Annotated in this window: 24 protein-coding genes; 18 read left to right on the forward strand and 6 right to left on the reverse strand. The window is 71.2% G+C overall.

All coding sequences use genetic code 11. The annotated features are described in order from the left end of the window. Positions 1–89 precede the first annotated feature (89 nt). Together HS041_RS26300 and HS041_RS26305 are read left to right on the forward strand one after the other, a co-directional pair. Entirely contained in the window at positions 90–608 is a 519-nt protein-coding gene (locus HS041_RS26300) for an adenine phosphoribosyltransferase (RefSeq protein ID WP_196443455.1), read from the forward strand. Positions 609–845: 237 nt separating this feature from the next. After that, positions 846–3,041 (forward strand): RelA/SpoT family protein, encoded by a 2,196-nt coding sequence (locus tag HS041_RS26305; RefSeq protein ID WP_196443456.1) that lies wholly within the window; start codon positions 846–848, stop codon positions 3,039–3,041. Between the two features lie 96 nt (positions 3,042–3,137). On the opposite strand, the gene HS041_RS26310 is transcribed toward HS041_RS26305, so the two are convergent. Both HS041_RS26310 and HS041_RS26315 read right to left on the reverse strand, forming a co-directional pair. Continuing rightward, positions 3,138–4,388 carry a DUF349 domain-containing protein gene (locus HS041_RS26310; RefSeq protein ID WP_196443457.1) on the reverse strand — a complete coding sequence of 417 codons (1,251 nt, stop codon included), beginning with the start codon at positions 4,386–4,388 and terminating at the stop codon, positions 3,138–3,140. A gap of 52 nt (positions 4,389–4,440) precedes the next feature. Then, positions 4,441–5,280, reverse strand: a complete 840-nt coding sequence (locus HS041_RS26315) for a peptidylprolyl isomerase (RefSeq protein WP_196443458.1) — start codon at positions 5,278–5,280, stop codon at positions 4,441–4,443. Positions 5,281–5,427: 147 nt separating this feature from the next. Between HS041_RS26315 and HS041_RS26320 the strand changes: the two genes are divergently transcribed. From HS041_RS26320 to aspS, 3 genes are read left to right on the forward strand one after another with little or no spacing between them, the layout of a single operon-like run. Next, positions 5,428–6,123, forward strand: coding sequence for an MBL fold metallo-hydrolase (locus tag HS041_RS26320; RefSeq protein ID WP_196443459.1), 696 nt, complete (start codon positions 5,428–5,430; stop codon positions 6,121–6,123). A gap of 5 nt (positions 6,124–6,128) precedes the next feature. Beyond that, on the forward strand, positions 6,129–7,391 hold the full coding sequence (hisS, locus tag HS041_RS26325; protein ID WP_196443460.1) for a histidine--tRNA ligase: 1,263 nt from the start codon (positions 6,129–6,131) through the stop codon (positions 7,389–7,391). After that, positions 7,388–9,154: an aspartate--tRNA ligase gene (gene aspS, locus HS041_RS26330; protein WP_196443461.1), complete on the forward strand. Its 1,767-nt coding sequence runs from the start codon at positions 7,388–7,390 to the stop codon at positions 9,152–9,154. Before hisS ends, aspS begins: the two co-directional genes overlap by 4 nt. A gap of 69 nt (positions 9,155–9,223) precedes the next feature. Here the strand turns inward: aspS and HS041_RS26335 are convergent, their stop codons facing one another. Further along, on the reverse strand, positions 9,224–10,492 hold the full coding sequence (locus HS041_RS26335; RefSeq protein WP_196443462.1) for a cytochrome P450 family protein: 1,269 nt from the start codon (positions 10,490–10,492) through the stop codon (positions 9,224–9,226). 133 nt (positions 10,493–10,625) lie between these two features. Then, entirely contained in the window at positions 10,626–11,516 is an 891-nt protein-coding gene (locus tag HS041_RS26340) for a peptidylprolyl isomerase (protein WP_196443463.1), read from the reverse strand. A gap of 201 nt (positions 11,517–11,717) precedes the next feature. Between HS041_RS26340 and HS041_RS26345 the strand changes: the two genes are divergently transcribed. The 8 genes from HS041_RS26345 (at position 11,718) to HS041_RS26380 (ending at position 20,023) form a co-directional block, all read left to right on the forward strand. Beyond that, a complete protein-coding gene (locus tag HS041_RS26345; protein ID WP_196443464.1) occupies positions 11,718–12,179 on the forward strand; it encodes a DUF2231 domain-containing protein in 462 nt (153 codons plus the stop codon). Between the two features lie 92 nt (positions 12,180–12,271). Then, complete coding sequence (locus tag HS041_RS26350; protein WP_307845477.1) at positions 12,272–13,606, forward strand: replication-associated recombination protein A; 1,335 nt, start codon at positions 12,272–12,274, stop codon at positions 13,604–13,606. 37 nt (positions 13,607–13,643) lie between these two features. Further along, complete coding sequence (locus tag HS041_RS26355; protein WP_196443465.1) at positions 13,644–14,030, forward strand: DUF948 domain-containing protein; 387 nt, start codon at positions 13,644–13,646, stop codon at positions 14,028–14,030. After that, positions 14,027–14,281 (forward strand): hypothetical protein, encoded by a 255-nt coding sequence (locus HS041_RS26360; RefSeq protein WP_196443466.1) that lies wholly within the window; start codon positions 14,027–14,029, stop codon positions 14,279–14,281. The genes HS041_RS26355 and HS041_RS26360 overlap by 4 nt, the downstream gene beginning before the upstream one ends. A 1-nt stretch (position 14,282) precedes the next feature. After that, positions 14,283–16,955: an alanine--tRNA ligase gene (alaS, locus tag HS041_RS26365; RefSeq protein ID WP_196443467.1), complete on the forward strand. Its 2,673-nt coding sequence runs from the start codon at positions 14,283–14,285 to the stop codon at positions 16,953–16,955. 90 nt (positions 16,956–17,045) lie between these two features. Further along, entirely contained in the window at positions 17,046–17,531 is a 486-nt protein-coding gene (ruvX, locus tag HS041_RS26370) for a Holliday junction resolvase RuvX (RefSeq protein ID WP_196443468.1), read from the forward strand. 495 nt (positions 17,532–18,026) lie between these two features. Further along, on the forward strand, positions 18,027–19,196 hold the full coding sequence (gene mltG / locus HS041_RS26375; protein ID WP_196443469.1) for an endolytic transglycosylase MltG: 1,170 nt from the start codon (positions 18,027–18,029) through the stop codon (positions 19,194–19,196). Continuing rightward, on the forward strand, positions 19,193–20,023 hold the full coding sequence (locus tag HS041_RS26380) for a shikimate dehydrogenase (protein WP_196443470.1): 831 nt from the start codon (positions 19,193–19,195) through the stop codon (positions 20,021–20,023). The genes mltG and HS041_RS26380 overlap by 4 nt, the downstream gene beginning before the upstream one ends. On the opposite strand, the gene HS041_RS26385 is transcribed toward HS041_RS26380, so the two are convergent. Both HS041_RS26385 and HS041_RS26390 read right to left on the reverse strand, forming a co-directional pair. Further along, the gene (locus HS041_RS26385; protein ID WP_196443471.1) at positions 19,998–20,981 is read right to left on the reverse strand and encodes a hypothetical protein; all 984 of its coding nucleotides are present in this window, start codon (positions 20,979–20,981) and stop codon (positions 19,998–20,000) included. The two genes, HS041_RS26380 and HS041_RS26385, sit on opposite strands and share 26 nt — an antisense overlap. After that, entirely contained in the window at positions 20,978–21,406 is a 429-nt protein-coding gene (locus HS041_RS26390) for a PadR family transcriptional regulator (RefSeq protein ID WP_230879611.1), read from the reverse strand. The genes HS041_RS26385 and HS041_RS26390 overlap by 4 nt, the downstream gene beginning before the upstream one ends. 291 nt (positions 21,407–21,697) lie before the next feature. Here HS041_RS26390 and infC point away from each other — a divergent pair, with 291 nt between their 5' ends. The 5 genes from infC to HS041_RS26415 all read left to right on the forward strand — a co-directional run bounded on the left by infC (position 21,698) and on the right by HS041_RS26415 (position 25,269). Beyond that, positions 21,698–22,423 carry a translation initiation factor IF-3 gene (infC, locus tag HS041_RS26395; protein ID WP_307845478.1) on the forward strand — a complete coding sequence of 242 codons (726 nt, stop codon included), beginning with the start codon at positions 21,698–21,700 and terminating at the stop codon, positions 22,421–22,423. 130 nt (positions 22,424–22,553) lie between these two features. Continuing rightward, positions 22,554–22,748 (forward strand): 50S ribosomal protein L35, encoded by a 195-nt coding sequence (gene rpmI / locus HS041_RS26400; RefSeq protein WP_196443472.1) that lies wholly within the window; start codon positions 22,554–22,556, stop codon positions 22,746–22,748. Between the two features lie 24 nt (positions 22,749–22,772). After that, positions 22,773–23,156: a 50S ribosomal protein L20 gene (rplT, locus tag HS041_RS26405; protein ID WP_184946813.1), complete on the forward strand. Its 384-nt coding sequence runs from the start codon at positions 22,773–22,775 to the stop codon at positions 23,154–23,156. A 148-nt stretch (positions 23,157–23,304) separates the two neighbouring features. Further along, positions 23,305–24,135, forward strand: coding sequence for a TrmH family RNA methyltransferase (locus HS041_RS26410; RefSeq protein WP_196443473.1), 831 nt, complete (start codon positions 23,305–23,307; stop codon positions 24,133–24,135). Between the two features lie 96 nt (positions 24,136–24,231). Next, positions 24,232–25,269, forward strand: a complete 1,038-nt coding sequence (locus HS041_RS26415; protein WP_196443572.1) for a sensor histidine kinase — start codon at positions 24,232–24,234, stop codon at positions 25,267–25,269. Positions 25,270–25,371 lie beyond the last annotated feature (102 nt).

The raw sequence follows: 25,371 nt of genomic DNA on the forward strand, positions 1-25,371 counted from the left end.
TCTCATAGGCGTCCGGCGGGTTCCGCCCCGATGCGCGGCCGTACCCGCGGCGCCGTGACCCACCGGCGTTCTCCAGCAGGGATGTGACCATGAGCGACCTGAGCCGGCTGATCCTGGACCGGATCCGCGACGTGCCCGACTATCCGAGGCCGGGGGTGCTGTTCAAGGACATCACCCCGCTGCTCGCCGACCCCGAGGCGTTCTCCGCGGTGACGGACGAGTTCGCCGGGCTCCACGAGGTGGACAAGATCGTCGGGATCGAGGCCCGCGGGTTCATCCTGGGCGCGCCCGCGGCCTACAAGGCCCGTGCCGGATTCGTTCCGATGCGAAAGAAAGGAAAACTGCCCTCCGAGACACTTGATGAGTCCTACGATCTGGAGTACGGGTCCGCCACCATCGAGGTCCATCGGGACGCCTTCGCCCCCGGCGATCGGGTTCTGATCGTCGACGACGTGCTCGCCACCGGAGGTACGGCGCGTGCGGCGGTGGAGCTGGTCCGCAGGGCGGGCGCCGAGGTCGTCGCCGTCGCCGTGCTCATGGAACTGGACTTCCTCAAGGGGCGAGAGCGGCTCGCCGGAGTCGAACTGCACCCCCTTGTGATCGTCTGATCCACCCCGCGCAGGCAAGCATGCGACCCGGTCTGGATACACTGAGGGATCTGGACTCGAACGTGAGGAGTCTGAGTGCCCCGTGATGTGGTCGTGCCCGACGTGACCGCCGGCGGTGGCGGTCCCGATATGGCCGTCCCGGCAGGCGATGCCGGTTCCGCCATGTCCGGAGCCACCGAGGAGAAACCGGCGGTGCGGCGAAGGCTCGCCCGCTTTGGGGGGCAATGGGGTGGCGCCATGAACCCGGTGCTTGAGCCGCTGTTCCGGACGGTCCGCGCGACCCATCCGAAGGCCGACCTGCGGCTGATCGAGCGCGCCTACGATGTGGCGGCCTACCACCACCGCGACCAGAAGCGCAAGAGCGGCGACCCCTACATCACCCACCCTCTGGCGGTCGCGACCATCCTGGCCGAGCTGGGCACCGACGACGAGACGCTCTGCGCCGCGCTGCTGCACGACACCGTCGAGGACACCGCCTACGGCCTGGACGAGCTGCGCTCCGACTTCGGCGACAACATCGCGCTGCTGGTCGACGGCGTCACCAAGCTCGACAAGGTCAAGTTCGGCGACGCCGCCCAGGCCGAGACCGTGCGCAAGATGGTCGTCGCGATGTCCCGCGACATCCGGGTGCTGATCATCAAGCTCGCCGACCGGCTGCACAACATGCGCACCATGCGCTACCTGCCCGAGCACAAACGGCAGCAGAAATCCCGCGAGACGCTGGAGATCTTCGCCCCGCTCGCCCACCGGCTGGGCATGAACACCATCAAGTGGGAGCTGGAGGACCTCGCGTTCGCCATGCTCTACCCCAAGCGATACGACGAGATCGCCCGGATGGTGTCCAAGCGCGCCCCCCGCAGGGACCTGTTCCTGCAGGAGGTCATCGAGAACGTCTCCGCCGACCTGCGCGAGGCCAAGATCCGCGCCGAGGTCAAGGGCCGCCCCAAGCACTACTACTCGGTCTACCAGAAGATGATCGCGCGCGACGTCGCCTTCGACGACATCTACGACCTGGTGGGCATCCGGGTGCTGGTCGACACGGTCCGCGACTGCTACGCCGCCCTCGGAACGATCCACGCGCGATGGAACCCGGTGCCCGGCCGGTTCAAGGACTACATCGCGATGCCCAAGTTCAACATGTACCAGTCGCTGCACACCACGGTGATCGGCCCCGAGGGCAAGCCGGTGGAGCTGCAGATCCGCACCCACTCCATGCACCACCGGGCCGAGTACGGCGTCGCCGCGCACTGGAAGTACAAAGAGGACATGAACACCTCCGGTCCCGCCGGAGGGAAGCTGAAGCCCGCCAGCGACATGGCGTGGCTCCGCCAGCTCCTGGACTGGCAGAAGGAGACCGCCGATCCGGGCGAGTTCCTGGAGTCGCTCAGGTTCGACCTGTCGGTCTCCGAGGTCTACGTCTTCACCCCCCGGGGCCAGGTGATCGCCCTGCCGGAGGGCGCGACCCCGGTCGACTTCGCCTACGCCGTGCACACCGAGGTCGGCCACCGCTGCATCGGCGCCCGGGTCAACGGCCGCCTGGTGCCCCTGGAGTCCCGGCTGGGCAACGGCGACACCGTCGAGATCTTCACCTCCAAGTCGCCGGACGCGGGCCCGTCCCGCGACTGGCTGAAGTTCGTCAAGTCCGGCCGCGCCCGAAACAAGATCCGCCAGTGGTTCTCCAAGGAGCGCCGCGAGACCGCGATCGAGGCGGGCAAGGAGGCCATCGGCCGGGCCATGCGCAAGCAGGGCCTTCCGCTGCAGCGTCTGATGTCCGGAGAGTCCCTCCTGGCGCTCGCCAGGGACCTGCGCTACCCGGACGTCTCCTCGCTCTACGCGGCCGTCGGAGAGGGCCACGTGGCCGCCCAGTCGGTCGTGCAGAAGCTGGTGCAGTCCATCGGAGGCGTGGAGAGCGCCGAGGAGGACATCGCCGAGGCCGCGGTCCCGACGAAGCTCCGCGGCCGCCCCCGCGGCGGAGGCGGCGCGGGCGTGGTGGTCGCGGGCGACTCCGACGTCTGGGTACGGCTCTCGCGCTGCTGCACCCCCGTCCCCGGCGACGAGATCGTCGGCTTCGTCACCCGGGGGCACGGCGTCTCGGTCCACCGCACCAACTGCCCCAACGTGGAGCAGCTCAGGGCCGAGCCGGACCGGCTGGTGGAGGTCTCCTGGTCGCCCGGCGGCGACTCGGTCTTCCTGGTGGCCATCCAGGTGGAGGCCCTGGACCGGCCCCGGCTGCTCTCGGACGTCACCCGGACCCTGTCCGACCAGCACGTGAACATCCTGTCGGCGTCGGTGACGACCTCCCGCGACCGGGTCGCGATCAGCAAGTTCACCTTCGAGATGGGCGACCCCAAGCACCTCGGCCACGTCCTGAAGGCCGTCCGCAACATCCAGGGCGTCTACGACGTCTACCGGGTCAGCGGCGCCGGAAGCTGAGCGGCACCCCGGCACACCACGGCGCACCACGGCGACGCGAAGGGCGTGGGACCACCCGGTGGTCCCACGCCCTTCGCTCAGCGGGTCGGCGGCGGGTCAGGAGAACTCGGCGAGCGTGCGCTCGGCCTCCTCAAGCCAGGAACGGCGCGCGGCCAGAGCCTCCTCGGCCTCCTTGGCCTCCTTCTCCTTGCCCGCGGCGCCGGCCTTGGCCAGGCGGGCCTCCAACTGCTCGATGGACCGGCGGAGCTGGTCCACCGTGTTCTGCGCGCGGGCGCGGGCCTCGGGGTTGGAGCGCTTCCACTCCGCCTCCTCCGCCTTGCGGACGGCCTCGTCCACCTTGCGCAGCCCGCCCTCCAGGCGGTCACGCTGCTCGCGGGGGACCGGACCGGCCTCCTCCCAGCGCTCCAGGATGCCGCGCAGGGCGGCCCTGGCGGTGCGGGCGTCGGAGATCGGCAGGATCTTCTCCGCCTCGGTCAGGAGCTGCTCCTTGACCTCGGCGTTGGCCGCCAGCGAGGCGTCCCGCTCGGCGAAGACCGCGGAGCGGGCCTGGAAGAACTGGTCCTGGGCTTCCTTGAACCGGCCCCAGAGCTCGTCCTCGACGTCGCGGGAGGCGCGGCCGGCCGCCTTCCACTGCCGCATCAGCTCGCGGTAGGCGGAGGCGGTGTTCCCCCAGTCGGTGGAGGTGGACAGGGCCTCGGCCTCGGCCACGATCCGCTCCTTGGTGGAGCGCACGCCCTCGCGCTGCTCGTCCAGGCCCGCGAAGTAGGCCTTGCGCCGCTTGGCGAAGGACGTGCGGGCGGCCGACAGGCGCTTCCACAGCGCCGCCTCGGTGACCCGGTCGATCCGCTCGGCGGCTTTCCACTCCTCCACCAGCTGACGCAGGCGCTCGCCGCCGGTCTTCCAGTGGGTGGTGTCCTCGGCGATGCGCTCGGCCTCGGCGACGATCCGCTCCTTGATGCCCTTGGCCTCCGCGCGGGCCACGTCACGGGCGGCCTTGACCTCCTCACGGCGCTGGGCGACCAGCTCCGTGAGCGCGCTCAGCCGGTTCAGCAGCGAGTCGAGGTCACCGACCGCGTGCGCGTCGGTGATCGCTTCGCGGAGCTTGACAATGGTCGCCTCGGCCTGGGCGGGCGGCAGGTCGGTGCCGCGGACCCGCTGCTCCAGCAGCGTGACCTGCCCGGCCAGCTCGTCGAATTTGCGGCGGAAGTAGGCGAGCGCCTCCTCCGGCTCGCCGGCCTGCCAGGACCCGACGGCCCGCTCTCCCTCAGCCGTACGCACGTAGACGGTGCCGTCGTCGTCTACCCGGCCCCACGGGTCGGTGCTCACCGTGTCCTCCCGCACTTTCATCAGCCTTTCCGGGACCGACCGGTCCCGGGTCCGTATGCCTGGTTGTATTACGTCAGCTCGTGGCGGACATTGTCACGTCTTTGATCTCGACGGTTTTCTTCGGGGCCCCGGTTCCGTCGGGTCCCGGGGTGATGACGCCGGCCTTGTTCACCTTGTCGACGATCTCCAGGCCCTTGGTAACCGTACCGAACGGGGTGTAGTTCGCGGGCAGCCCGGCATCGCCGTACACGATGAAGAACTGGCTGCCGTTGGTGTCGGGGCCGCTGTTGGCCATGGCCACCACGCCGCGGGTGTACTTCGCGCCGGTCAGGTTCTCGTTGACGAAGCGGTAGCCGGGGCCGCCCTGGCCGTCGGTCTGGGACGTGCCGTCGGCCTTGGCCAGCGGGTCGCCGCACTGCAGGACCGGGAACTGCTCGGAGCCCAGGCGGTGGCACTTGGAACCGTCGAAGTAGTCCTTCGAGGCGAGGAAGGCGAAGGACCCGACGGTGCAGGGGGTCTTCCCGGCGTTCACCTCGATGACGATGTCGCCCTGGCTGGTCTTCAGCGTCATGCTCTTGGGAGAGGTGTCGACCTTGGCCGGGGGCATGCCGACGTCCTTGACCTGGCCGCTCTCGGCGGCGGGCACGTAGCCGCAGGTGCCGGTGGCGGCGTCGAAGGCCGTGGGCTCGGCCGTGCTCGCCGAGGGGGTCGCCGCCGCCTCCGTCGAGGCCGGGTCGCCGGACCCCCCGAGCAGGGCCGTCGCGGTGATGATGCCGGCCACCACCACCACGGTGCCCACGCTGCTGCCGATGATCGCGGTCCGCTTGGCCTTGGCCTCGCGCTCCGCGCGTCGCTGCAACTGCCGCTCGTAGTGCTCGCGCGCCAGCTGCTTCTGGCGGTCCTTGCCGCTCACCGCTTCGCCCTCCCGAGTGCCGGAGTATTACATATTGAGTGGGCGAATCGTATCGGCCAGAGGGCAATGGTTCGCAGCCCGCCGACCCGCACCGGTACCCTTCGGTTACATTCCCATCCGCATTCTTGACGAGATCAGCTGAGGCAGATGCTCATCGCCGGCTTCCCCGCAGGGTCGTTCCAAACCAACTGCTACGTCGTCGCTCCCGCCGCGGGCGAGGAGTGCGTCATCGTCGATCCGGGGCAGAACGCCGTCGCAGACCTGGACGACGTGCTGCGCGAGCATCGGCTCAAGCCGGTCGCCGTGCTGGTCACCCACGGTCACATCGATCACATGTGGTCGGTCGCCCCGGTCTGCGGAGCGCGCGGGGTCCCGGCCTGGATCCACCCCGAGGACCGCGAGCTGCTCTCCGATCCGGGCAAGGGCCTGTCGCTGACGACCCGGCAGCAGCTGTTCGGCGGGCTGACCTTCACCGAGCCGGACGACGTGCGCGAGCTCGCCGACGGTGAGGTGCTCAAGCTGGCGGGCATGGAACTCACGGTCGACCACACCCCGGGGCATACCCGGGGGTCGGTGACGTTCAGGCTGCCCCGGACGGAGGAGATTCCGGACGTGATGTTCTCGGGCGACCTGCTGTTCGCCGGCTCCATCGGCCGCACAGACCTCCCGGGCGGTGACTACCCGACGATCCTGCGCAGCCTGGCCGCCAAGTGCCTGCCGCTGCCGGACGACACGGCGGTCCTGCCCGGCCACGGACCACAGACCACGATCGGCCGGGAGCGCGCCACCAACCCGTATCTCGCGGAGGCCGCCCCCTACGCCGGTCCCACCAGGGGACTTTAGGAAACATGAGCTTCCAGGCGCCCAAGGGCACCTTTGACTGGCTTCCGCCGCGCTCCGAACGGGCCCTCGCCGTGCGTGAGACGCTCGTCGCCCCGGCCCGCCGTGCGGGCTACGGCTACGTCGAGACGCCGACCTTCGAGGACACCGCGCTGTTCGTGCGCGGCGTCGGGGAGTCGACCGACGTCGTCTCCAAGGAGATGTACACCTTCACCGACAAGGGCGGGCGCTCCATCACCCTCCGCCCCGAGGGCACCGCGCCGGTCGTGCGGGCCGTCCTCCAGCACGGCCTGCACAACGGCCAGCTCCCCGTCAAGCTGTGGTACTCCGGGAGCCAGTTCCGCTACGAGCGGGCGCAGAAGGGCCGCTACCGCCACTTCTGGCAGGTCGGCGCCGAGGCCCTCGGCGCGGAGGACCCGGCGCTGGACGCCGAGCTGATCCTGCTGGCCGCCGACGGCTACGCCGGGCTGGGGCTCACCGGGGTCCGGCTGCTGCTCAACACGCTGGGCTGCAAGGAGTGCCGCCCCGGCTACCGGGCGGCGCTGCAGGAGTTCCTGCGCGCGCTCGATCTCGACGAGCCCACCCGGGCCCGGATCGAGATCAACCCGTTGCGCGTGCTGGACGACAAGCGGCCCGAAGTCCAGGCCCAGCTCGCCGGCGCGCCCCTGGTCGTCGACCACCTGTGCGAGGCGTGCAAGGCCTACCACGAGGAGGTCCGCTCGCTGCTGACCGCCTCCGGCGTCGCCTTCTCCGACGACCCCCGGCTGGTCCGCGGCCTCGACTACTACACGCGCACCACGTTCGAGTTCGTCCACGACGGCCTGGGCTCGCAGTCCGCGGTCGGCGGCGGCGGCCGCTACGACGGACTGAGCGAGATGATCGGAGGCCCGGCGCTGCCGAGCGTCGGCTGGGCGCTCGGCGTCGACCGGACGGTCCTGGCGATGGAGGCCGAGGGCCTGTTCGAGGAGGGCTCCGCGGGGGAACGTGTCCAGGTGTACGGTGTGCCGCTGGGAGAAGAGGCGCGTCGCCGCATGTTCCTGCTCGTCACAGAGCTGCGCCGGGCGGGCCTCGGCGCAGACATGTCCTTCGGCGGCAAGGGCGTCAAGGGCGCGATGAAGGGGGCCGACCGCTCCGGGGCCCGCTACGCGCTGATCCTGGGTGAGCGCGACCTGGCGGCGCAGGCCGTACAGCTGAAGGACCTGACCACCGCAGAGCAGACCGAGGTGCCGCTGGCCGAGGTCGCCGACATTCTGAAGGGGAAGTTTTCGTGATCCGCACGCACACCGCCGGTTCGCTCCGCAAGGAGCACGCGGGTGAGCAGGTAACGCTGGCCGGTTGGGTGGCGCGCCGCCGCGACCACGGTGGCGTGGTCTTCATCGACCTGCGCGACGCCTCCGGCTCGGCCCAGGTGGTCTTCCGCGAGGAGGACGACGCGCACGGCCTGCGCGCCGAGTACTGCGTCAAGGTCGTCGGGGAGGTGCGGGTCCGTCCCGAGGGCAACGAGAACCCCGACCTGCCCACCGGCGAGATCGAGGTCGTCGCCTCCGAGGTCGAGGTGCTGAGCGAGTCGGCCCCGCTGCCGTTCCCCATCGAAGGCGCTGCGGGCATCTCCGAAGAAGCCCGGCTGAAGTACCGCTACCTCGACATCCGCCGCCAGCAGATCGCCCAGGCCATGCGGATCCGCTCGGCGGCCACCTACCTGGCCCACGAGGTGATGAAGGAGCACGGGTTCGTCTACGTCGAGACCCCGACGCTCACCCGCTCCACCCCCGAGGGCGCCCGCGACTTCCTGGTCCCGGTCCGCCTCCAGCCCGGCAGCTGGTACGCCCTGCCCCAGTCGCCGCAGCTGTTCAAGCAGCTGCTGCAGGTGGCGGGCCTGGAGCGCTACTACCAGCTCGCCAAGTGCTACCGCGACGAGGACCTGCGCGCCGACCGGCAGCCGGAGTTCACCCAGATCGACGTGGAGATGTCCTTCGTCGACCAGGACGACGTCATCGCCCTCGGCGAGGCGCTGATCGGCCGCATCTGGAAGGAGACGATCGGCTACGACCTGCCGACGCCGCTGCCCCGGATGACCTACGCCGAGGCCATGTCCCGCTACGGTTCCGACAAACCGGACCTGCGCTTCGGCCAGGAGCTCGTCGAGATGACGGAGTTCTTCGCCGGCACGACCTTCCGCGTCTTCCAGGCGCCCTACGTCGGCGCGGTGGTCATGCCGGGCGGTGCCTCCCAGACCCGCAAGGAGCTGGACGGCTGGCAGGAGTGGGCCAAGTCGCGCGGCGCCCGGGGCCTGGCCTACGTGCTGGTCGGCGAGGACGGCACGCTCGGCGGCCCGGTCGCCAAGAACCTCTCCGAGACCGAGACCGCGGGCCTGGCCGCCAAGGCCGGCGCGAAGCCCGGTGACGCGATCTTCTTCGCGGCCGGTACGGCCTCCGCCTCCCGCGACCTGCTCGGCGCGGCCCGCCTGGAGATCGGCCGCCGCTGCGGCCTGATCGACGAGTCGGCGTGGAACTTCCTCTGGGTCGTCGACGCGCCCATGTTCGAGCCGGTGCTCGACGACGTCGGCCGCCAGACCGGCTGGACCGCGGTCCACCACCCGTTCACCGGTCCCAAGCCCGAGTGGGCCGACACCTTCCAGGACCAGCCGGGCGAGGCCCTGGCCTACGCCTACGACATGGTCTGCAACGGCATGGAGATCGGCGGCGGCTCGATCCGGATCCACCGCGCCGAGATGCAGCAGCGCGTCTTCGACGTGCTCGGCATCTCCAAGGAGGAGGCCGAGAGCAAGTTCGGCTTCCTGCTGGAGGCGTTCAAGTACGGCCCGCCGCCGCACGGCGGCATCGCCTACGGCTGGGACCGGATCTGCATGCTGCTGGCGGGCGGCGACTCGATCCGCGACGTCATCGCCTTCCCGAAGACGGCCTCCGGCTTCGACCCGCTGACCGGCGCGCCCACCCCGATCACGGGCGAGCAGCGCAAGGAGGCGGGCGTGGACGCCAAGCCGAAGGAAGCCGGGGCGGCCGCCGGGGCCTGACCTCTCCTTCCTCCGGTACGGCGGGCGCCTGTGCGGCGCCCGCCGTACCCGTTGCCGGAGGCGCTCTCCTCAGAAGCGGACCGGCAGGGCCTGCAGGCCGCGGATGATCGAGGCGTTCCCGCGCCATTCGAGCCGCTCCGGCGTGCAGGCGAGCGCGATGCCCGGCAACCGGCGCAGCAGCGTGCCGAAGGCGATCTGAGCCTCGAGCCGGGCCAGCGGGGCGCCCAGGCAGAAGTGCACGCCGTGGCCGAATGCGAGATGGTGGCTGCCGCTGCGGGTGACGTCCAGCGTGTCGGGGTCGTCGAACGCCCCGGGGTCGCGCCCGGCCGCCCCGAGCGAGACGTGGACCAGGCCCCCCGCGGGGATGGGGACGTCCGCGATCCGGAGGTCCTCGGTGGCGAAGCGGAGGGTGGCGCGCTCCACCGGTCCGTCGTAGCGCAGGAACTCCTCGACCGCTCCCGGGATCAGCCCGGGTTCGTCCTGCAGGAGGCGGAGCTGGTCGGGGTGGGTCAGCAGGGCCAGCATGCCGTTGCCGATGAGATTGACCGTGGTCTCGTGCCCGGCGATGAGCAGCAGCGTGAGCATGGAGATCAGCTCCCGCTCGCTCAGCAGCTCGTCCTCGTCGCGGGCGGTGACCAGCGCGCTGACCATGTCGTCTCTGGGGGCGGCCCGGCGCTCGGCGATGAGATCGGAGAAGTAGTCGCGGATGGCGGCGTTCACCTCGTCGCGGCGGCTGGTCGCCTCCTCGTCGAGCGAGGGGACGACCAGGGTGGCCGACCAGACGCGGAAGTCGTCGCGGTCCTCGGCGGGCACGCCCAGCAGCTCGCAGATCACGGTGACCGGCAGGGGGAAGGCGAAGTCGTCGAGGAGGTCGGCCCGCCCTCGGGCGGCCATCGCGTCGATCAGCCGGTCGGTGATCTCCTGGATCCGGGGTCGCAGGCATTCGACCCGGCGCGCGGTGAAGGCCTTGGAGACCAGGCGCCGCAGCCGGGTGTGGTCCGGCGGGTCGCTGGAGAGCATGTTCTCGGCGAGCGCGGGATTGCCGCCGGTCAGCTCCCGGAAGAGGGCGGGCCCGTGCCGCAGGTTCTTGGCCAGCCGGGGATCGCTCAGCGCCGCGCGGCCGTGCTCGTGGTCGATGACCACGAACGACGGCACACCCGGCGGGAAGTCGATCGGGTGGACCGGCCCCTTTTCCCGCAGCCTGCCGTACTCGGCGTACGGATCGCGGACGAACTCCGGGTCGAACAGGAACTCGAACGGCAGTTTCCCGGCATTTCCCGTGGTCCCCGCATTCCCCGTGGTTTCGACGTCCCGCGCACTCGCTGTGGGTTCGGACATGGGCGCCCCTCGATGAGATGGATCACGCGTCCTTTCCCCTCCAGCATGGCCGCCGCGGTCCCGGCGTGGGCGGGGGAGGAACGCCGGAACGCCCCGGCGGTGGAGCACCGCCGGGGCGTTCGCGCGAGCCGCGTCAGGAGACGGTGAGGTCCTTGATGAGGACCGGGATCTTGGGGGCGGTGGAGCCGCCGTCACCGGTGATGTCGTCGGGGTTGGTGATCCATCCGCCGGCGTAGATCTTCTCGAGGATATCCATGCCCTTGGAGACGGTGCCGAAGGGCGTGTAGGCCGCCTCCAGCTGGGCGGTCTCGTCCGACAGGGAGATCCAGAACTGGCTGCCGTTCTGGTTGCTGGCATCGCCGGCCTGCGCCAGCGCGACCGTGCCCTTGGTGTACGACATGCCGCCCAGGTTCTCGTCGTTGAAGACGTAGCCCGAGCTGCCCTGGCCGTCGGTGGGGTTCTTGCCGTCGGCCTTGGCCTGCGGGTCGCCGCACTGCAGCAGGCCCAGCCCCGAGTTCTCCGGGGTGGCCAGGCGGTGGCACCTGGTGTTGTCGTAGAAGTTCTTCTTGGCGAGGAAGGCCAGGGAGTTGACGGTGCAGGGGGCCGCCTGGGTCGCCAGGTCGATCACGATGTCACCGTGGTTGGTGGCGATCGTCATGGTCTTCGGCTTCAGGTCCGGTTTCTTCGGGGGGTAGCCCACCTTCTTGGTCGGGCTGCCGCTGGTGTCCTTGCGGTAGTCGCAGGTGACGGCGGCCGGATCGGTCAGCGCGGCGCTGGTGGTCGGCTTCGGGGTGGCGCTGGCGCTGGCGCTCTGCGAAGGCGCCGGGGACACGGCGGCGTTCGTGCTGTCGCCGTCTCCGCCGAGCAGGACGGTGGCGGCGACCACGCCGCCGGCCACCACGGCCACCGCGGCGCCGGCTCCGATGAAGGTGTTCCGCTTCGCCTTCCTGGCCTCCGCGGCACGCTGGGCCTGCCGCTCCTTGTGCTCCCGCGCCAGCTGGCTCTGGCGGTCTTCGCCGCTCACCGCTATGTCCTCCAGGATTGCCGTTCTCTGACTATCAACTCGGCGAAAGCGTACCGGCCCTGGAGTGTGCTGGATGTAAGTGGCGAAATCGTGCGGATGAGGTTGGAGGGGAAATACCGGGTCTCTTTACGTGCTCCAGAGGGGTCGCGTGGTGAGATGCGCATCTGGCGATGACGAGCCGCGCACGACCGGAGCACCACTATGTTCGAAGAAATCCTGGGGCTTCCCGCCCATCCCCTGATCATCCACGCGACCGTGGTCCTGACGCCGCTGCTCGCGGTGCTGGCGACGGTCTACGCGCTTGCCCCGCGTACGCGCGCCGCACTGCGATGGGCGGTCCTCGGACTCGCCGTGACCGCCCCCCTCGCCACACTGGCGGCCAGGCAGAGCGGGATCGCGCTCAAGGAAGGCCGGTTCTCCTCCGTCGAGGGGACGCTCGGCGGGCGCATCGCCGAGCACGAGGCGTTCGGGACGCCGCTGACGCTGGCCGTGGCCGGCCTAGGCCTGGTCTCGCTGGCCCTCGTCCAGGTCTTGCGGGCAGAGCGCCACAGCCGCCCGGTGACGCTGGTCCTCACGGTGCTCACCGTGCTCCTGGCCGCCGCGGTGGTCTACTACGCGGTCCGGGCCGGGCACAGCGGCGCCGCGGCCGTCTGGGGGAGCTGAGGGGCGCCCGGCGGGTACGGTCCAGGCCGGGCGGGGCCGTACCCGCCGGCGAGGAAGGCCGGGGCCCCGCCGTTGGCGGTACTGTCGGGGCTGTGGAGAGCCTGTTCGATTCGGCGGCGGAGGAGGCGCACCGCGGCCAGGAGCCCTTGGCGGTTCGGATGCGCCCGCGCGGCCTGGACGAGGTGATCGGCCAGCGCCACCTGCTGGGCCCGGGAACGCCGCTGCGCCGCCTGGTGGAGGCCGAGGCGCCGATGTCGCTGTTCCTGTGGGGACCGCCCGGCACCGGGAAGACCACCCTGGCCTACGTCGTGGCGGGCGTGACCCGGCGCCGTTTCGTGGAGGTCTCCGCGGTCTCGGCGGGGGTCAAGGAGGTGCGCGCGGCCATCGAGCAGGCCCGGCGCGAGCTGGGCATGTCCGGGCGCCAGACCGTGCTGTTCGTGGACGAGGTGCACCGCTTCAACAAGGCCCAGCAGGACGCCCTGCTGCCCGCGGTGGAGAACCGCTGGGTCACCTTCATCGGCGCGACCACGGAGAACCCGTTCTTCTCCGTCATCTCGCCGCTGCTGTCGCGCTCCCTGCTGCTGACCCTGGAGCCCCTGTCCGACGACGACGTCCGGGCGGTGCTGGAGCGCGCCGTCGCCGACCCGCGCGGCCTGGACGGGAGGGCGCGGCTGGCGCCCGAGGCCGCCGACCACCTCGTACGGCTGGCCGGCGGCGACGCCCGCCGATCGCTCACCTACCTGGAGGCCGCCGCGCTGATCGCCGACGGCGAGATCACCGTCGAGGTGGTGGAACGGGCGGTGGACAAGGCGGCCGTGCGCTACGACCGCCAGGGCGACCAGCACTACGACGTGATCAGCGGGTTCATCAAGAGCATGCGCGGCTCCGACGCCGACGCCGCCCTGCACTACCTGGCCCGGATGATCGAGGCGGGCGAGGACCCCCGGTTCATCGCCCGCCGGATCGTGATCTTCGCCTCCGAGGACGTCGGCATGGCCGACCCCACCTGCCTGCAGGTCGCGGTGGCCGCCGCCCAGGCGGTGGAGTTCATCGGCCTGCCCGAGGGACGGCTCAACCTCGCCCAGGCGGTCATCCACTGCGCGCTGGCCCCCAAGTCCAACGCCGTGATCACCGCCATCGGCGCGGCCTCGGAGGACGTGCGGCGCGGCGACATCGGCCAGGTCCCCGGCCACCTGCGCGACGCCCACTACGCCGGGGCGGAGAAGCTCGGCCACGGCAGGGGCTACAAGTACCCCCACGATTTCGAGCACGGCCTGGTGCGCCAGGACTACATCCCCGAGTCGCTCCGCGACCGCCGCTACTACCGGCCCACCCGGCACGGCGCCGAGGCGGCCTACGCCGACCGATGGTCCAGGATCCGGGCGTTCCTCCGCGGCGTGCCGGGGGAAGAGGGCCGGACGCGATAGGGTCTTGCCATTCCGGGTGACGTAGGGAGATCGGCGCATGCTTACCGCAGGAGAGGTCGCCGGACTGATCGCGGCCGTGGCCTGTGTGGTCCTGGTCTGCTTTCTGGTCATGGTCCTGCTCAAGCTGGCCAGACTGCTCGCCGAGACCAGTAAGGCGGTCTCCGAGCTGAACGGCCGGGTGGTGCCGCTGCTGGAGGAGGTCGCGGCCACCGTGGGCGAGGCCAACCGCCAGCTCGTCGAGGTCGAGGCCGTCATCCGCGACGTCAAACAGGTCAGCGGGCACGTGGCCAAGGTCAGCGACGCCACCCAGACGCTGGTCACCGGTCCGATCATCAAGGTCGCGGCGCTCGGCCACGGCATCCGGCGGGCCATGAGCGCCCGCGGGCGGTCGGCCCCCCGCTCGCTGGAGAGGCGGAGGCGATGATCCGGCGGCTGTTCTACATGTCCCTGGGCGCGTTCGGCGCCGTGTGGGTCATGCGCAAACTCCAGGCGCTCCGTCCCGACCACGTGGCCCGGCGCGCCGTACGCAACGCCTCCGGCGTGCTGGAACAGGCCCGGCTCTTCGCCGAGGACGCGCTGGACGGCGCGGCCAGGCGGGAAACCGAGTTGCGTGCCCGGCTCGGGCTCGACACTGTGGACGACACCTATCACTACGACGTAAAGGATGGCCGCTGACATGGAGTCGGCAGAGATCGCCCGCCGCTTCCTGCGCTTCTTCGAGGAGCGTGGGCACACCGTCGTGCCCTCGGCCAGCCTGATCGCCGAGGACCCGACGCTGCTCCTGGTCCCCGCGGGCATGGTTCCCTTCAAGCCCTACTTCCTGGGCCAGCGCACGCCTCCCTACAAGCGTGCCGCCAGCGTCCAGAAGTGCGTGCGCACCCCCGACATCGACGAGGTCGGCAAGACCACCCGGCACGCCACGTTCTTCCAGATGCTCGGCAACTTCTCCTTCGGCGACTACTTCAAGGAGCAGGCGATCCCGTTCGCCTGGGAGCTGCTGACCAGGTCCGAGGCCGACGGCGGGTTCGGCTTCCCCGAGGAGCGGCTCTGGGTCACCGTCTTCCACGACGACGACGAGGCCGCGGAGATCTGGCACAAGCAGGCCGGAGTGCCGCTGGAGCGCATCCAGCGCCGCGGGCTGGCCGACAACTACTGGCACATGGGCGTGCCGGGCCCGGGCGGGCCGTGCACCGAGATCTACTACGACCGCGGTCCCGAGTACGGACGCGAGGGCGGGCCCGTCGCCGACGAGAACCGCTACCTCGAGGTCTGGAACAACGTCTTCATGCAGTTCCAGCTCGGCGCGGTCCGCAGCAAGATCGACTTCGACGTCACCGGCGAGCTGCCCGCCAAGAGCGTGGACACCGGCATGGGCCTGGAGCGCATGGCCGCCATCCTGCAGGGCGTCGACAACATCTACGAGATCGACACCACCTACAAGATCCTCGACCGGGCCGCCGAGCTCACCCGGACCCGCTACGGCCGTGACGCCCGCTCCGACGTCAGCCTGCGCGTGGTCGCCGACCACGTCCGCAGCGGCACCATGCTGGTCGCCGACGGCGTGCTGCCCGGCAACGAGGGCCGCGGCTACGTGCTGCGCCGCATCCTGCGCCGCTCGATCCGCAACCTGCGCCTGCTCGGCTCCGGCGAGGAGCGCTACATGCACGAGCTGACCGCCGTCGCCATCGACGTGATGGGTGAGCTCTACCCCGAGCTCAAGGCCGACGCCCCGCAGATCCACGGCGTCATCGACGCCGAGGAGGCGTCCTTCCTCGGTACTCTCCGCACCGGCACCGCGATCTTCGACGTGGCGGTGGAGGAGACCAAGCGCAAGGGGCAGAGCATCTTGGCCGGCGACCAGGCCTTCCAGCTCCACGACACCTACGGCTTCCCGATCGACCTGACCCTGGAGATGGCCTCCGAGCAGGGCCTGCAGGTCGACGAGGAGGGCTTCCGCCGGTTGATGAAGGAGCAGCGCGACCGGGCCAAGGCCGACGCCGCCGCCAAGAAGACCGGCAACGCCGACATCTCGGTGTTCGGCCAGATCCTGGAAAAGGCCGGCAGAGTCGAGTTCCTCGGCTACGACCAGGTGACCGCCGAGTCCGAGGTCATCGGCCTGCTCGTCGACGGGGCCACGGTCCCCGCCGCGGGCGCGGGCAGCGCGGTCGAGGTCGTGCTGGGCCGTACGCCCTTCTACGCCGAGGGCGGCGGCCAGCTCGCCGACCAGGGCGTCATCCGCACCGCCGGGGCCGAGATCGAGATCACGGACGTGCAGTCCCCGGTGGCGGGCGTCGTCGTGCACCGCGGCAAGGTCCGCACCGGAGAGGTCCGGGTGGGCGACTCCGCCGAGGCCGAGATCGACGTCGAGCGCCGCCGGGCCATCTCCCGCAGCCACACCGCCACCCACCTGGTGCACCGCGGCTTCCGCAACGCGCTGGGCGAGACGGCGGCGCAGGCCGGTTCGGAGAACTCCCCCGGCCGCTTCCGCTTCGACTTCACCGCCGCCGGGGCCGTGCCGCCCAGCGTGCTGCGCGACGTCGAGGACGAGGTCAACGCCGTCCTCATCAACGACCTTCAGGTCAACGCCTTCCACACCTCCCAGGCCGAGGCCCGGGCGATGGGCGCGCTGGCCCTGTTCGGCGAGAAGTACGGCGAGACCGTCCGCATCGTCGAGGTCGGCGACTACTCCCGCGAGCTCTGCGGCGGCACCCACGTCTCCAACTCCGGCCAGCTCGGCCTGGTCAAGGTGCTGGGCGAGTCCTCGATCGGCGCCGGCGTGCGCCGTGTGGAGGCCCTGGTCGGTCTGGACGCCTTCCGCTTCCTGGCCCGCGAGAGCGTGCTCGTCGCCCAGCTCTCCGAGCAGCTCAAGGCACGCCGCGAGGAGCTGCCCGAGCGCGTCGAGGGCATCGTCACCCGGCTGCGCACCGCCGAGAAGGAGCTGGAGCGGCTCCGCTCGGCCCAGGTGCTCGCCGTCGCCGGGGAGCTGGCGGGCAAGGCCCGCGACACCGGCGGGGTCTCCGTCGTGACGCACCGGGCACCCGACGGCACCTCCGCCGACGACCTGCGCAAGCTCGCCCTCGACGTGCGCGGCAGGTTCTCCGGCGACCGCGCCGCGGTCGTGGTCGTGGCGGGCGTCCCCGCGGACCGGCCGGTCGTCGTCGCGACGGTCAACGACGCCGGCCGCGAGCGCGGCCTGAAGGCGGGCCGGCTGGTCGGCGTCGCCGCCAAGGCCCTCGGCGGCGGCGGTGGCGGCAAGGACGACGTCGCCCAGGGCGGCGGGGCCGACCCCGGGGCGATCGGCGACGCGCTCGGCGCCGTCGAGCAGGCGATCGCCCAGGCCCTGGCCTGAGGCCGGCGAACGGCCTGAGACGGCCAGACGATGCAGGACGCCCGTGGGCCGGACCCGGCCCACGGGCGAGGCCGAGACGGTGAGAGCAGGATGAGGAACGGCACACGCCTCGGGGTCGACGTCGGCTCGGTCCGCATCGGGGTGGCCCGCAGCGACCCCTCGGGGTTGCTGGCCACACCGGTGGAGACCGTACGCCGGGGTAGGGGCGACCTGGACCGGCTGGCCGAGCTCGCGGGCGAGCACGAGGCCGTCGAGGTCGTGGTCGGCCTGCCGACCTCGCTGTCCGGCCGGGAGGGACAGGCCGCGGGGCTCGCCCGCGAGTTCGCGGCCCGGATCGCGGCCCGGCTGGCACCGGTCCCGGTACGGCTGTTCGACGAGCGGCTGACGACCGTCACCGCCCAGCAGGGCCTGCGGGCCAGCGGGGTGAAGGCGAAGAACCAGCGCGACGTGGTGGACCAGGCCGCGGCCGTGGTGCTGCTCCAGGCGGCCCTGGACGCCGAGCGCGCCACCGGCAGGCCCCCGGGGCGGCCGGTCGAGCCGCCACGGGACCGCTCCGGTGGGAAGCCCGGCGGCTGACCGGGCCCGCGTCCGACGCTCCGGGCGCGGTGGCGGCACAGGAGATGCGGCACCGAGGCTTCGCGGCACGGCGGTCTCCGCCGCCCCGCGGCCCTCACCGGTCGCGGGGTTCCGCCGGTCTTGGGGTGCTCTTCCTGCGTGAACGGGATCGGGAGGGAGTCCTGCCCCCTCCGGTTCGTCCGGGGCGTCGTGGAGGCCCGGAGCCATGCGGAAACCGGCTGCTCCGGTTTGCGCCGACCGATCCGGAGCATAGAATCACGAAATTCGCTGACAAAGAGAGTGAGTTCGTGAGATACCGGGAAAAGCCGAACAGAGCCGCCTGGGTGCGGTGATGTTCGACGGAACACCCCCCGTCCCGTCGCGTGCGGCGGCAGACACCCGGGAGCCGGAGGACGGCGCCCCGGGCAGTGGCATGTTTGGCTCGGCGAACCTTCATGGTTTGGCACGTTCGCTTGACGTCGGGCCGCCCGCACCGGGAGATTGGCCAGCGACTCTATGAATGATCTCGATCTGGACTTCCTGGTCGGCGCCGAGAACGACGATGGTCGGTCGAAGCGCCGGTCCCGCGCGTCCGCAGGACGCGACTCCGGTGGTGGGCGTGGCCGCCGCCGCAAGCGCCGTCGTAACAAGGGTGGCTTCCTGGCCCCGATGCTCGCGCTGATCGTCCTGCTGGGCGGCATCGGCGGGGGCGGTTACTACGGCTACACCTGGTTGCGTGACGCGATGGTCGTCGAGGACTACAGCGGACAGGGCGTCGGCGAGGTCTCGGTGGAGATCCAGCAGGGGCAGACCGCCTCCGACGTCGCGCGGACCCTGGAGAAGCAGGACGTGGTGAAGAGCGCCGACGCGTTCGTCGACGCCATCGCCGCCGCGGGCAAGAGCGGCTCCCTCCATCCGGGCGTCTACACCCTGCGCAAGCAGATGTCGGCCGCCGCCGCCGTGGAGATGCTCGACCCGAGCAAGCAGCTGCTGGAGCGGGTGACCCTCAAGGAGGGGCTGCGCCTGTCCGACACGCTGGCCACGCTGGCCAAGGCGACCGGCAAGCCGCTGAAGGAGTTCGAGCAGGCGGCGAAGGACACGTCCGCGCTGGGCCTGCCCGACTACGCCAAGGGCAGGCTGGAGGGCTACGCCTTCCCGGCCACCTACGACATCACCCCCAAGATGTCGGCCGCCGACATCCTCACCGCGATGGTCGACCGCTTCAACCAGACCGCGGAGAAGGACCGGCTGGAGGCGGAGGCCAAGGCGCTCGGGTACACCCCGCACGAGATCATGACGGTCGCCAGCATCGTCCAGGCCGAGGCCGGTAACGTCGAGGACATGGGCAAGATCGCCCGGGTCATCTACAACCGCCTCGACGTGGGTCAGATGCTGGAGATGGACAGCACGACCTTCTACGGGCTGAAGAAGTACGGCGTCGCCCTGAACAACGCCGAGGTCGAGAGCAGGTCGCCCTACAACACCTACCGGAGGACGGGACTGCCGCCCGGCCCGATCTCCAACCCCGGCGACCACGCCATCCGGGCCGCGCTCAACCCCCCCAAGGGGAAGTGGCGCTGGTTCGTGACCACCGACCTGGAGCGGGGCATCACCAAGTTCGTCGCGACCGAGGCCGAGTTCATCAAGATCAAGGCCGAGTTCGAGCGGAACAGAGGCGGCGGGTGACGCGGGCCGCGGTCCTCGGCTCGCCCATCGCCCACTCGCTCTCGCCGTACCTGCACCGGGCCGCCTACCGCGCGATGGGCCTGGACGGCTGGAGCTACGAGGCGATCGAGTGCGACGAGGCGGGGCTGCCCGCCCTGCTCGGCGGGCTCGGCCCCGAGTGGGCCGGGCTCTCGCTGACCATGCCGCTCAAGCGGGCCGTGCTGCCGCTGCTCGACACGGTCTCCGGCCTCGCCGTCGAGGTGGGCGGGGCCAACACCGTGGTCTTCCGCGAGGACGGCCGGCACGGGGACAACACCGACGTGTACGGCATCGTGCGGGCCCTGGCCGAGGCCGGGGTGGCCGCGCCGCGCTCCGCGACGGTCCTCGGAGGAGGGGCGACGGCCGCCTCCGCGCTGGCCGCCCTGCGCGAGCTGGGCCTGGGCGGGGTGACGCTGGTGGTCCGCGACCCGGCCAGAGCCGGGGAGACGGCGGAGGTGGCCGAGCGGCTGGAGGTCGCGCTGGAGGTGCGGACCTTCGACAAGCTCGACGCCGCCCTGGACGTGGACCTCGTCGTCTCGACCCTGCCCTCCGGCGCGGCCGACGGCCTCGCCGGGGAGGTGGCCGTCCGGGTGCCTGCGGTCTTCGACGTGGTCTACGCCCCCTGGCCGACCCCGCTGGCGGAAGCCGTACGGCAGGCGGGCGGGGCCGTGATCGGTGGCTTCCCGATGCTGCTGCATCAGGCGGTCCGGCAGGTCGAGCTGATGACCGGCCGGACCGACGTCCCGGTGGAGGCGATGCGCGCCGCCGGGGAGGCCGAGATCCTCAGGCGAGCGGGTCGGGCGAGCTGACCGTCCCGGAGCCGTACGGCCTGAAGCCCCGCCGGGCCGTGGTGAACAGCACGCCGACGAGGAGCACCTCCAGCAGGAGCGGGAGCCAACCCCGCATCTCGAAATGCCGGGGCACCTGCTGGGCGTAGACCACCACGATGATCGGGAGCACGAGCAGGACGGCGCGGCGGCCCACCGGGGTGCGGCTGCCGGCGCCGCAGGCCATGGCGGTCAGCGCCGGGACGGCCAGCTGCTCGATGAAGAAGTCCACCATGAACGCGTGCCAGGCGAGGGTGGTCACCCCCAGGGCCAGAACCGACACGGCCGTCCAGCGGAGCAGGGTTCCTCGTCCCATCAGGGTCGCGCCCTCGGCGGGACGCGGAGCGAAGGTCAGCAGCAGGGCGACGAGGACGCCGGGCAGCGACTGGGACAGGACCGCGGAGGGGCTGGTCCAGTCCTCGGCGAGGGAGCCTTCCCCCAGCAGGGCCGCGGCCGCGAGGTGGTTGAGCGCGAAGCCGGCCAGTCCCCACGCCCATGCCCAGGCCACCGCCGCCCGGCGCGGTCCCCGCAGCGCCAGCAGGAGGATGAGGGCGTTCGGCAGGAGGGCCAGGCAGACGAGGGCGGCCTGCCGGACGAGGTGCGGTCCGGCGGGGACGACCTGCCCGGCGGAGTCCAGGCCGGTGACGGCCAGGATGACCACGTTGCCGGTGGCGGCGACGAGGAAGTAGAGCGGCGCGACGATCGCGGCCACGTTCAGCGCATCCCGCCAGCGCGGAGCGGACTCGGGACCGAGGAGCCGCTGGGCGCGGACGAGGATCCCGCCCCGGACGAGGTCGAAGGCATCGCGCGGATCCGGGAGCCTGCGGCCCGGTTCGGCCCCGGCGAGAAGCACCCCGATCATCTCCTCTCCGTGGCGGGCCCGGTGGTCCTCGGGATACCAGGACAGCAGCCTGCGGTAGAGGGCCTCAAGCGTGTTCACGCCGCGCCTCCCGCAAGGCCGTGGTGGAACAGGCCGCCTCCCGGCGGGACGGGCCGCGCCGCGGCGCCTGCCGCGAGAGCGCGGCGGAACAGGGAGCCTCCGGCGAGGCGGGCGCGCAGGCGGGCGGTGGCGGCCTCGGCGTGCCGCCGCAGACGCTCGGCCTCGGCGGCCAGGCGGGCGCCCCCCTCGTCGGTCAGCCGGTAGTAGCGGCGGACGCGGCCGTCCACCACCTCCTCGCGGTCGGTCGCGATGAGGCCCTCGGCCTGGAGCCGGTCCAGAGCGGCGTAGAGGGTGCCGGCGCGGAGCCGTACCCGGTCGCCGGAGATCTCCCGGACGTCGGTGATGACTCCGTACCCGTGCTGGGGACCCGCGGCGAGGGCGGTGAGGATCAGGAACGTCGGCTCCTGCATCGATCGTTCGCTCATACGATCTTTATATATCGATCATCTTCATATGGGCAAGAGGTGATTCGTGGGCTCACGCACGGTTGTGGTAACGTGGGTACTCGATCGGTCCGGCATGCCTGCCGGACGCGCAAGCGGAGGCTCGCCTCCCACCTGGTCGGCCGCGAGGTCGGCAGGTAAAGGATCACGCCGGGTGAAACCGGCGGGCTTACGGCTTCGAGGCTTGTGAGCCCATGTGGCCCCGCATGCGCGACGTGCGGGGCATTTTGCGTTCCGCGTCCCGGCCAGTCCTGGTCGAGAGGCGCGACCGGCGTGACCTCCCGGCACGATCGAGCACGTGGCAGTCGTCCCCCATGGACGGCAGCGGATCGCAACCTAGGAGGCCCCATCAGCGCCGAGCCCCGCATCAACGACCGTATTCGTGTGCCCGAGGTGCGCCTCGTCGGCCCGAACGGGGAACAGGTGGGCATCGTCTCCATCGGTGATGCTCTGAAGCTGGCTCAGGAGTCCGACCTCGACCTCGTGGAGGTCGCGGCCACGGCTCGCCCGCCCGTGTGCAAGCTCATGGACTACGGCAAGTTCAAGTACGAGTCCGCCATGAAGGCACGCGAGGCGCGTCGCAACCAGGCTTACACGATCATCAAGGAGATCAAGCTCCGGCCGAAGATCGACCCGCACGACTACGAGACCAAGAAGGGTCACGTGGTGCGGTTCCTCAAGGCGGGAGACAAGGTCAAGGTCACGATCATGTTCCGCGGGCGGGAGCAGTCCCGGCCCGAGCTGGGATTCCGGCTCCTGCAGCGGCTGGCGGAGGATGTCACGGACCTCGGTTTCGTGGAGTCCCAGCCCAAGCAGGACGGCCGAAACATGATCATGGTGATCGGCCCGCACAAGAAGAAGGCTGAGGCCAAGGCCGAGAAGGCGGCGGCCAAGGCGCAGCGAAGCGAGGAAGCCTCGGGGACCGAGACGTCCGCCGACGGGACGCCCGCCCCGGCTGAGGCGCCCGCGCCCGACGAGGCGTCCGCTCCGCAGGAGTGACTCGCATAGCCTGAACGCTCAGGCAGTCGCGAGAGGAATCCGAGACCGGGTCCGGTCTCGCAGTCAGGCATGCCCTTGACTCGGGTTACCGGCCCGGGACATCGGCACGATCGAGGGAGAGACGGCTGAGATGCCGAAGATGAAGACGCACAGTGGTGCGAAGAAGCGGTTCCGGATCACCGGCTCCGGCAAGATCAAGCGCCGCCGCGCCAACCGCGCGCACTACAACGAGTGGAAGTCCTCCACCCTGACGCGCCGTCTCAAGTCCGAGGTCGTGCTCTCCGACGCCGACTCGAAGAAGATCAAGAAGCTGCTCGCTAAGTAACGACCCCCGGGGAGATAGATACACATGGCACGCGTGAAGCGGGCGATCAACGCCAAGAAGAAGCGCAGGGTCGTTCTCGAGCGGGCGAGCGGCTACCGGGGTCAGCGGTCGCGTCTGTACCGCAAGGCCAAGGAGCAGATGCTCCACTCGATGACCTACGCCTACCGCGACCGCAAGGACCGCAAGGGCACCTTCCGCCGTCTCTGGATCCAGCGCATCAACGCCGCTGCCCGCCAGAACGGCATCACCTACAACCGGCTCATCCAGGGTCTGCGCCTCGCGGAGATCCACGTCGACCGCAAGATCCTCGCCGACCTCGCGGTCAACGACGCCGCCACGTTCGCGACGCTGGTCGAGGCCGCCAAGAAGGCGCTGCCGGCCAACGTGAACGCCCCGGTCGCGCACTAAGGTCGCACCGGGCACACCGGACGGCGTCCCACCGCGGACGCTCCGGTCGCGACCGCGTCGCGCCGGACGCCGGTTCCGTACGGCACGCGGCCCACAGCGATCACGCTGTGGGCCGCGTTCGCATTCTCGGGCTTCTCGAAGGACAGGTATGGCGGGCTCTGAACTGACCAACATCAAGTCGCCGCGGGTCAAGGCCGCCCGGCGGCTGACCAAGCGGGCCTTCCGGGACCGCGACCGCTCCTTCCTGGCCGAGGGGCCGCAGGCGGTCCGCGAGGCGCTGGCCCTGGACGACGTCGTCACAGAGCTGTTCACCACGGCCGAGGCCGAGGTCCGGCACCCCGAGATCGTCGCCGCGGCGCGGTCGGCGGGGGTCCCCGTTCACCGGGCCAGCGGCGAGGTCATGGCCGAGCTCGCCCAGACGGTCACCCCGCAGGGCCTGCTGGCTGTGTGCCGGTTCGTGCACGTGCCGCTGGAGCGCGCCGTCACCGCCGACGCCCGCCTGGTGGCCGTCCTCGCGCACGTCCGCGACCCGGGCAACGCCGGGACGGTGCTCCGCGCGGCCGACGCGGCCGGCGCCGACGCGGTGCTCTTCACCGACGCCTCGGTGGACCCGTACAACGGCAAGTGCGTGCGCGCCAGCGCCGGCAGCCTGTTCCACCTCCCGATCGCCATCGGAGCCCCGGTGGCGCAGGCCGTACGAGAGCTGAAGGAGTCCGGGCTGCGCGTTCTCGCCGCCGACGGCGCGGGCACCCGCACGCTGGACGACGTGGACCTGTCCGGGCCGACCGCGTGGATCTTCGGCAACGAGGCGTGGGGGCTGCCGGAGGAGATCCTCGGGCTCGCCGACGACGTCGTCCGGGTGCCGATCTACGGGCGGGCCGAGAGCCTGAACCTCGCCACCGCCGCCGCGGTGTGTCTGTACGCATCTGCCCGATCTCAGCGGGCCGGTTCCCGCGCCCCCGCTCCGCCGCTGCCGTAGAACACGGGAAACCCGCTATTGTCGGCCTTGTAGCGTCGAGGAGGCGGGGTCGTGCACGACGGACACACCGGCGGGCGGAGCGCTGACTCCGCACGCATGATCGATGTGGACGACCTTCCGGACGGGCTCGTGGTGACCGACCGCGACGGCCACGTCCTGACCGTCAACCGGGCCGCCGCCCGCCTGACCGGGGTCACCCACGAGGAGGCCGCCGGCCGCCACGTGCGCGATGTGTTCTCCTTCCGCGACCAGGACGGCCGCGACTGGTGGAAATGGCTCGACCCCTACGGCGGGCTGCCCTCCCGCACCCGCCAGCCCGAGCTCCCGCTGCGCACTCCGAGCGGGCAGGAGATGCTCGTCGCGGCCCGGCTGGTGCGAACCCCCGAGCGGGGCGGAGAGGTCGTCCGCGTGGTCATCACCTTGCGTGACGCCCGCGTCCGCGCCCGCCTGGAGCGCAGCCGCGCCGACCTGGTCTCCACCGTCGCCCACGAGCTGCGTTCCCCGCTGACCAGCGTCAAGGGGTTCACCGCCACGCTCCTGGCGAAATGGACCCGCTTCACCGACGACCAGAAGCTCGTCATGCTGGAGACGGTCAACGCCGACGCCGACCGGGTGACCCGGCTGATCACCGAGCTGCTCGACGTCTCGCGCATCGAGTCCGGACGGCTGGAGATCCACCGTCAGGTCGTCGACATCCCGGCCCGGGTCCGCAAGATCATCGATGGACGGATCGCCGCGGGCGAGCCGGAGGACCGCTTCCGCCTCCAGGTGCGCGGCGAGCTGCCCGAGACCTGGCTCGACCAGGACAAGATCGATCAGGTTCTGGCCAACCTGATGGAAAACGCGGTGCGGCACGGACGGGGTACGGTGACAATAGTCGTCGAACCGAACGAGTGGGGAGTGGCCGTGTCCGTCCGCGACCAGGGAGAGGGCATCCCGCCCGAGCTGGTCACGCGCGTGTTCCGGCAGTTCTGGCGGGGCAACGCCCGCCGCCGCGGCGGCACCGGGCTCGGCCTGTTCATCGTCAAGGGCCTGATCGAGGCCCACGGCGGCAGCATCTCGGTGCAGCCGGGCCCCGAGGGCGGGGCCGAGTTCCGATTTATGGTGCCCACCGGCACCCCCGACTTCGCCTGAGGCGGACGCCGGCCCGGTGGGCTCTTCAGCGTCGCGACGACCGATGTCACAGAAACCGGCGTCACGACGATCAGTGCCGCGATGATCATTTTCCACCCGCTG

It is taken from the genome of Planomonospora sp. ID67723 (assembly GCF_015711605.1).
Lineage (GTDB): Bacteria > Actinomycetota > Actinomycetes > Streptosporangiales > Streptosporangiaceae > Planomonospora_A.

Bases quoted from the DNA above. Each gene is read 5' to 3' on its own strand.
- HS041_RS26345 (WP_196443464.1), top strand. From the start codon at position 11,718: ATGTTCGAAGAAATCCTGGGGCTTCCCGCCCATCCCCTGATCATCCAC.
- mltG (WP_196443469.1), top strand. From the start codon at position 18,027: ATGAATGATCTCGATCTGGACTTCCTGGTCGGCGCCGAGAACGACGAT.
- HS041_RS26335 (WP_196443462.1), bottom strand. From the start codon at position 10,492: ATGTCCGAACCCACAGCGAGTGCGCGGGACGTCGAAACCACGGGGAAT.
- HS041_RS26305 (WP_196443456.1), top strand. From the start codon at position 846: ATGAACCCGGTGCTTGAGCCGCTGTTCCGGACGGTCCGCGCGACCCAT.
- ruvX (WP_196443468.1), top strand. From the start codon at position 17,046: ATGAGGAACGGCACACGCCTCGGGGTCGACGTCGGCTCGGTCCGCATC.
- HS041_RS26360 (WP_196443466.1), top strand. From the start codon at position 14,027: ATGATCCGGCGGCTGTTCTACATGTCCCTGGGCGCGTTCGGCGCCGTG.
- HS041_RS26300 (WP_196443455.1), top strand. From the start codon at position 90: ATGAGCGACCTGAGCCGGCTGATCCTGGACCGGATCCGCGACGTGCCC.
- rpmI (WP_196443472.1), top strand. From the start codon at position 22,554: ATGCCGAAGATGAAGACGCACAGTGGTGCGAAGAAGCGGTTCCGGATC.
- HS041_RS26310 (WP_196443457.1), bottom strand. From the start codon at position 4,388: ATGAAAGTGCGGGAGGACACGGTGAGCACCGACCCGTGGGGCCGGGTA.
- HS041_RS26390 (WP_230879611.1), bottom strand. From the start codon at position 21,406: ATGAGCGAACGATCGATGCAGGAGCCGACGTTCCTGATCCTCACCGCC.
- rplT (WP_184946813.1), top strand. From the start codon at position 22,773: ATGGCACGCGTGAAGCGGGCGATCAACGCCAAGAAGAAGCGCAGGGTC.
- hisS (WP_196443460.1), top strand. From the start codon at position 6,129: ATGAGCTTCCAGGCGCCCAAGGGCACCTTTGACTGGCTTCCGCCGCGC.
- HS041_RS26355 (WP_196443465.1), top strand. From the start codon at position 13,644: ATGCTTACCGCAGGAGAGGTCGCCGGACTGATCGCGGCCGTGGCCTGT.
- alaS (WP_196443467.1), top strand. From the start codon at position 14,283: ATGGAGTCGGCAGAGATCGCCCGCCGCTTCCTGCGCTTCTTCGAGGAG.
- HS041_RS26320 (WP_196443459.1), top strand. From the start codon at position 5,428: ATGCTCATCGCCGGCTTCCCCGCAGGGTCGTTCCAAACCAACTGCTAC.
- HS041_RS26410 (WP_196443473.1), top strand. From the start codon at position 23,305: ATGGCGGGCTCTGAACTGACCAACATCAAGTCGCCGCGGGTCAAGGCC.
- HS041_RS26415 (WP_196443572.1), top strand. From the start codon at position 24,232: ATGATCGATGTGGACGACCTTCCGGACGGGCTCGTGGTGACCGACCGC.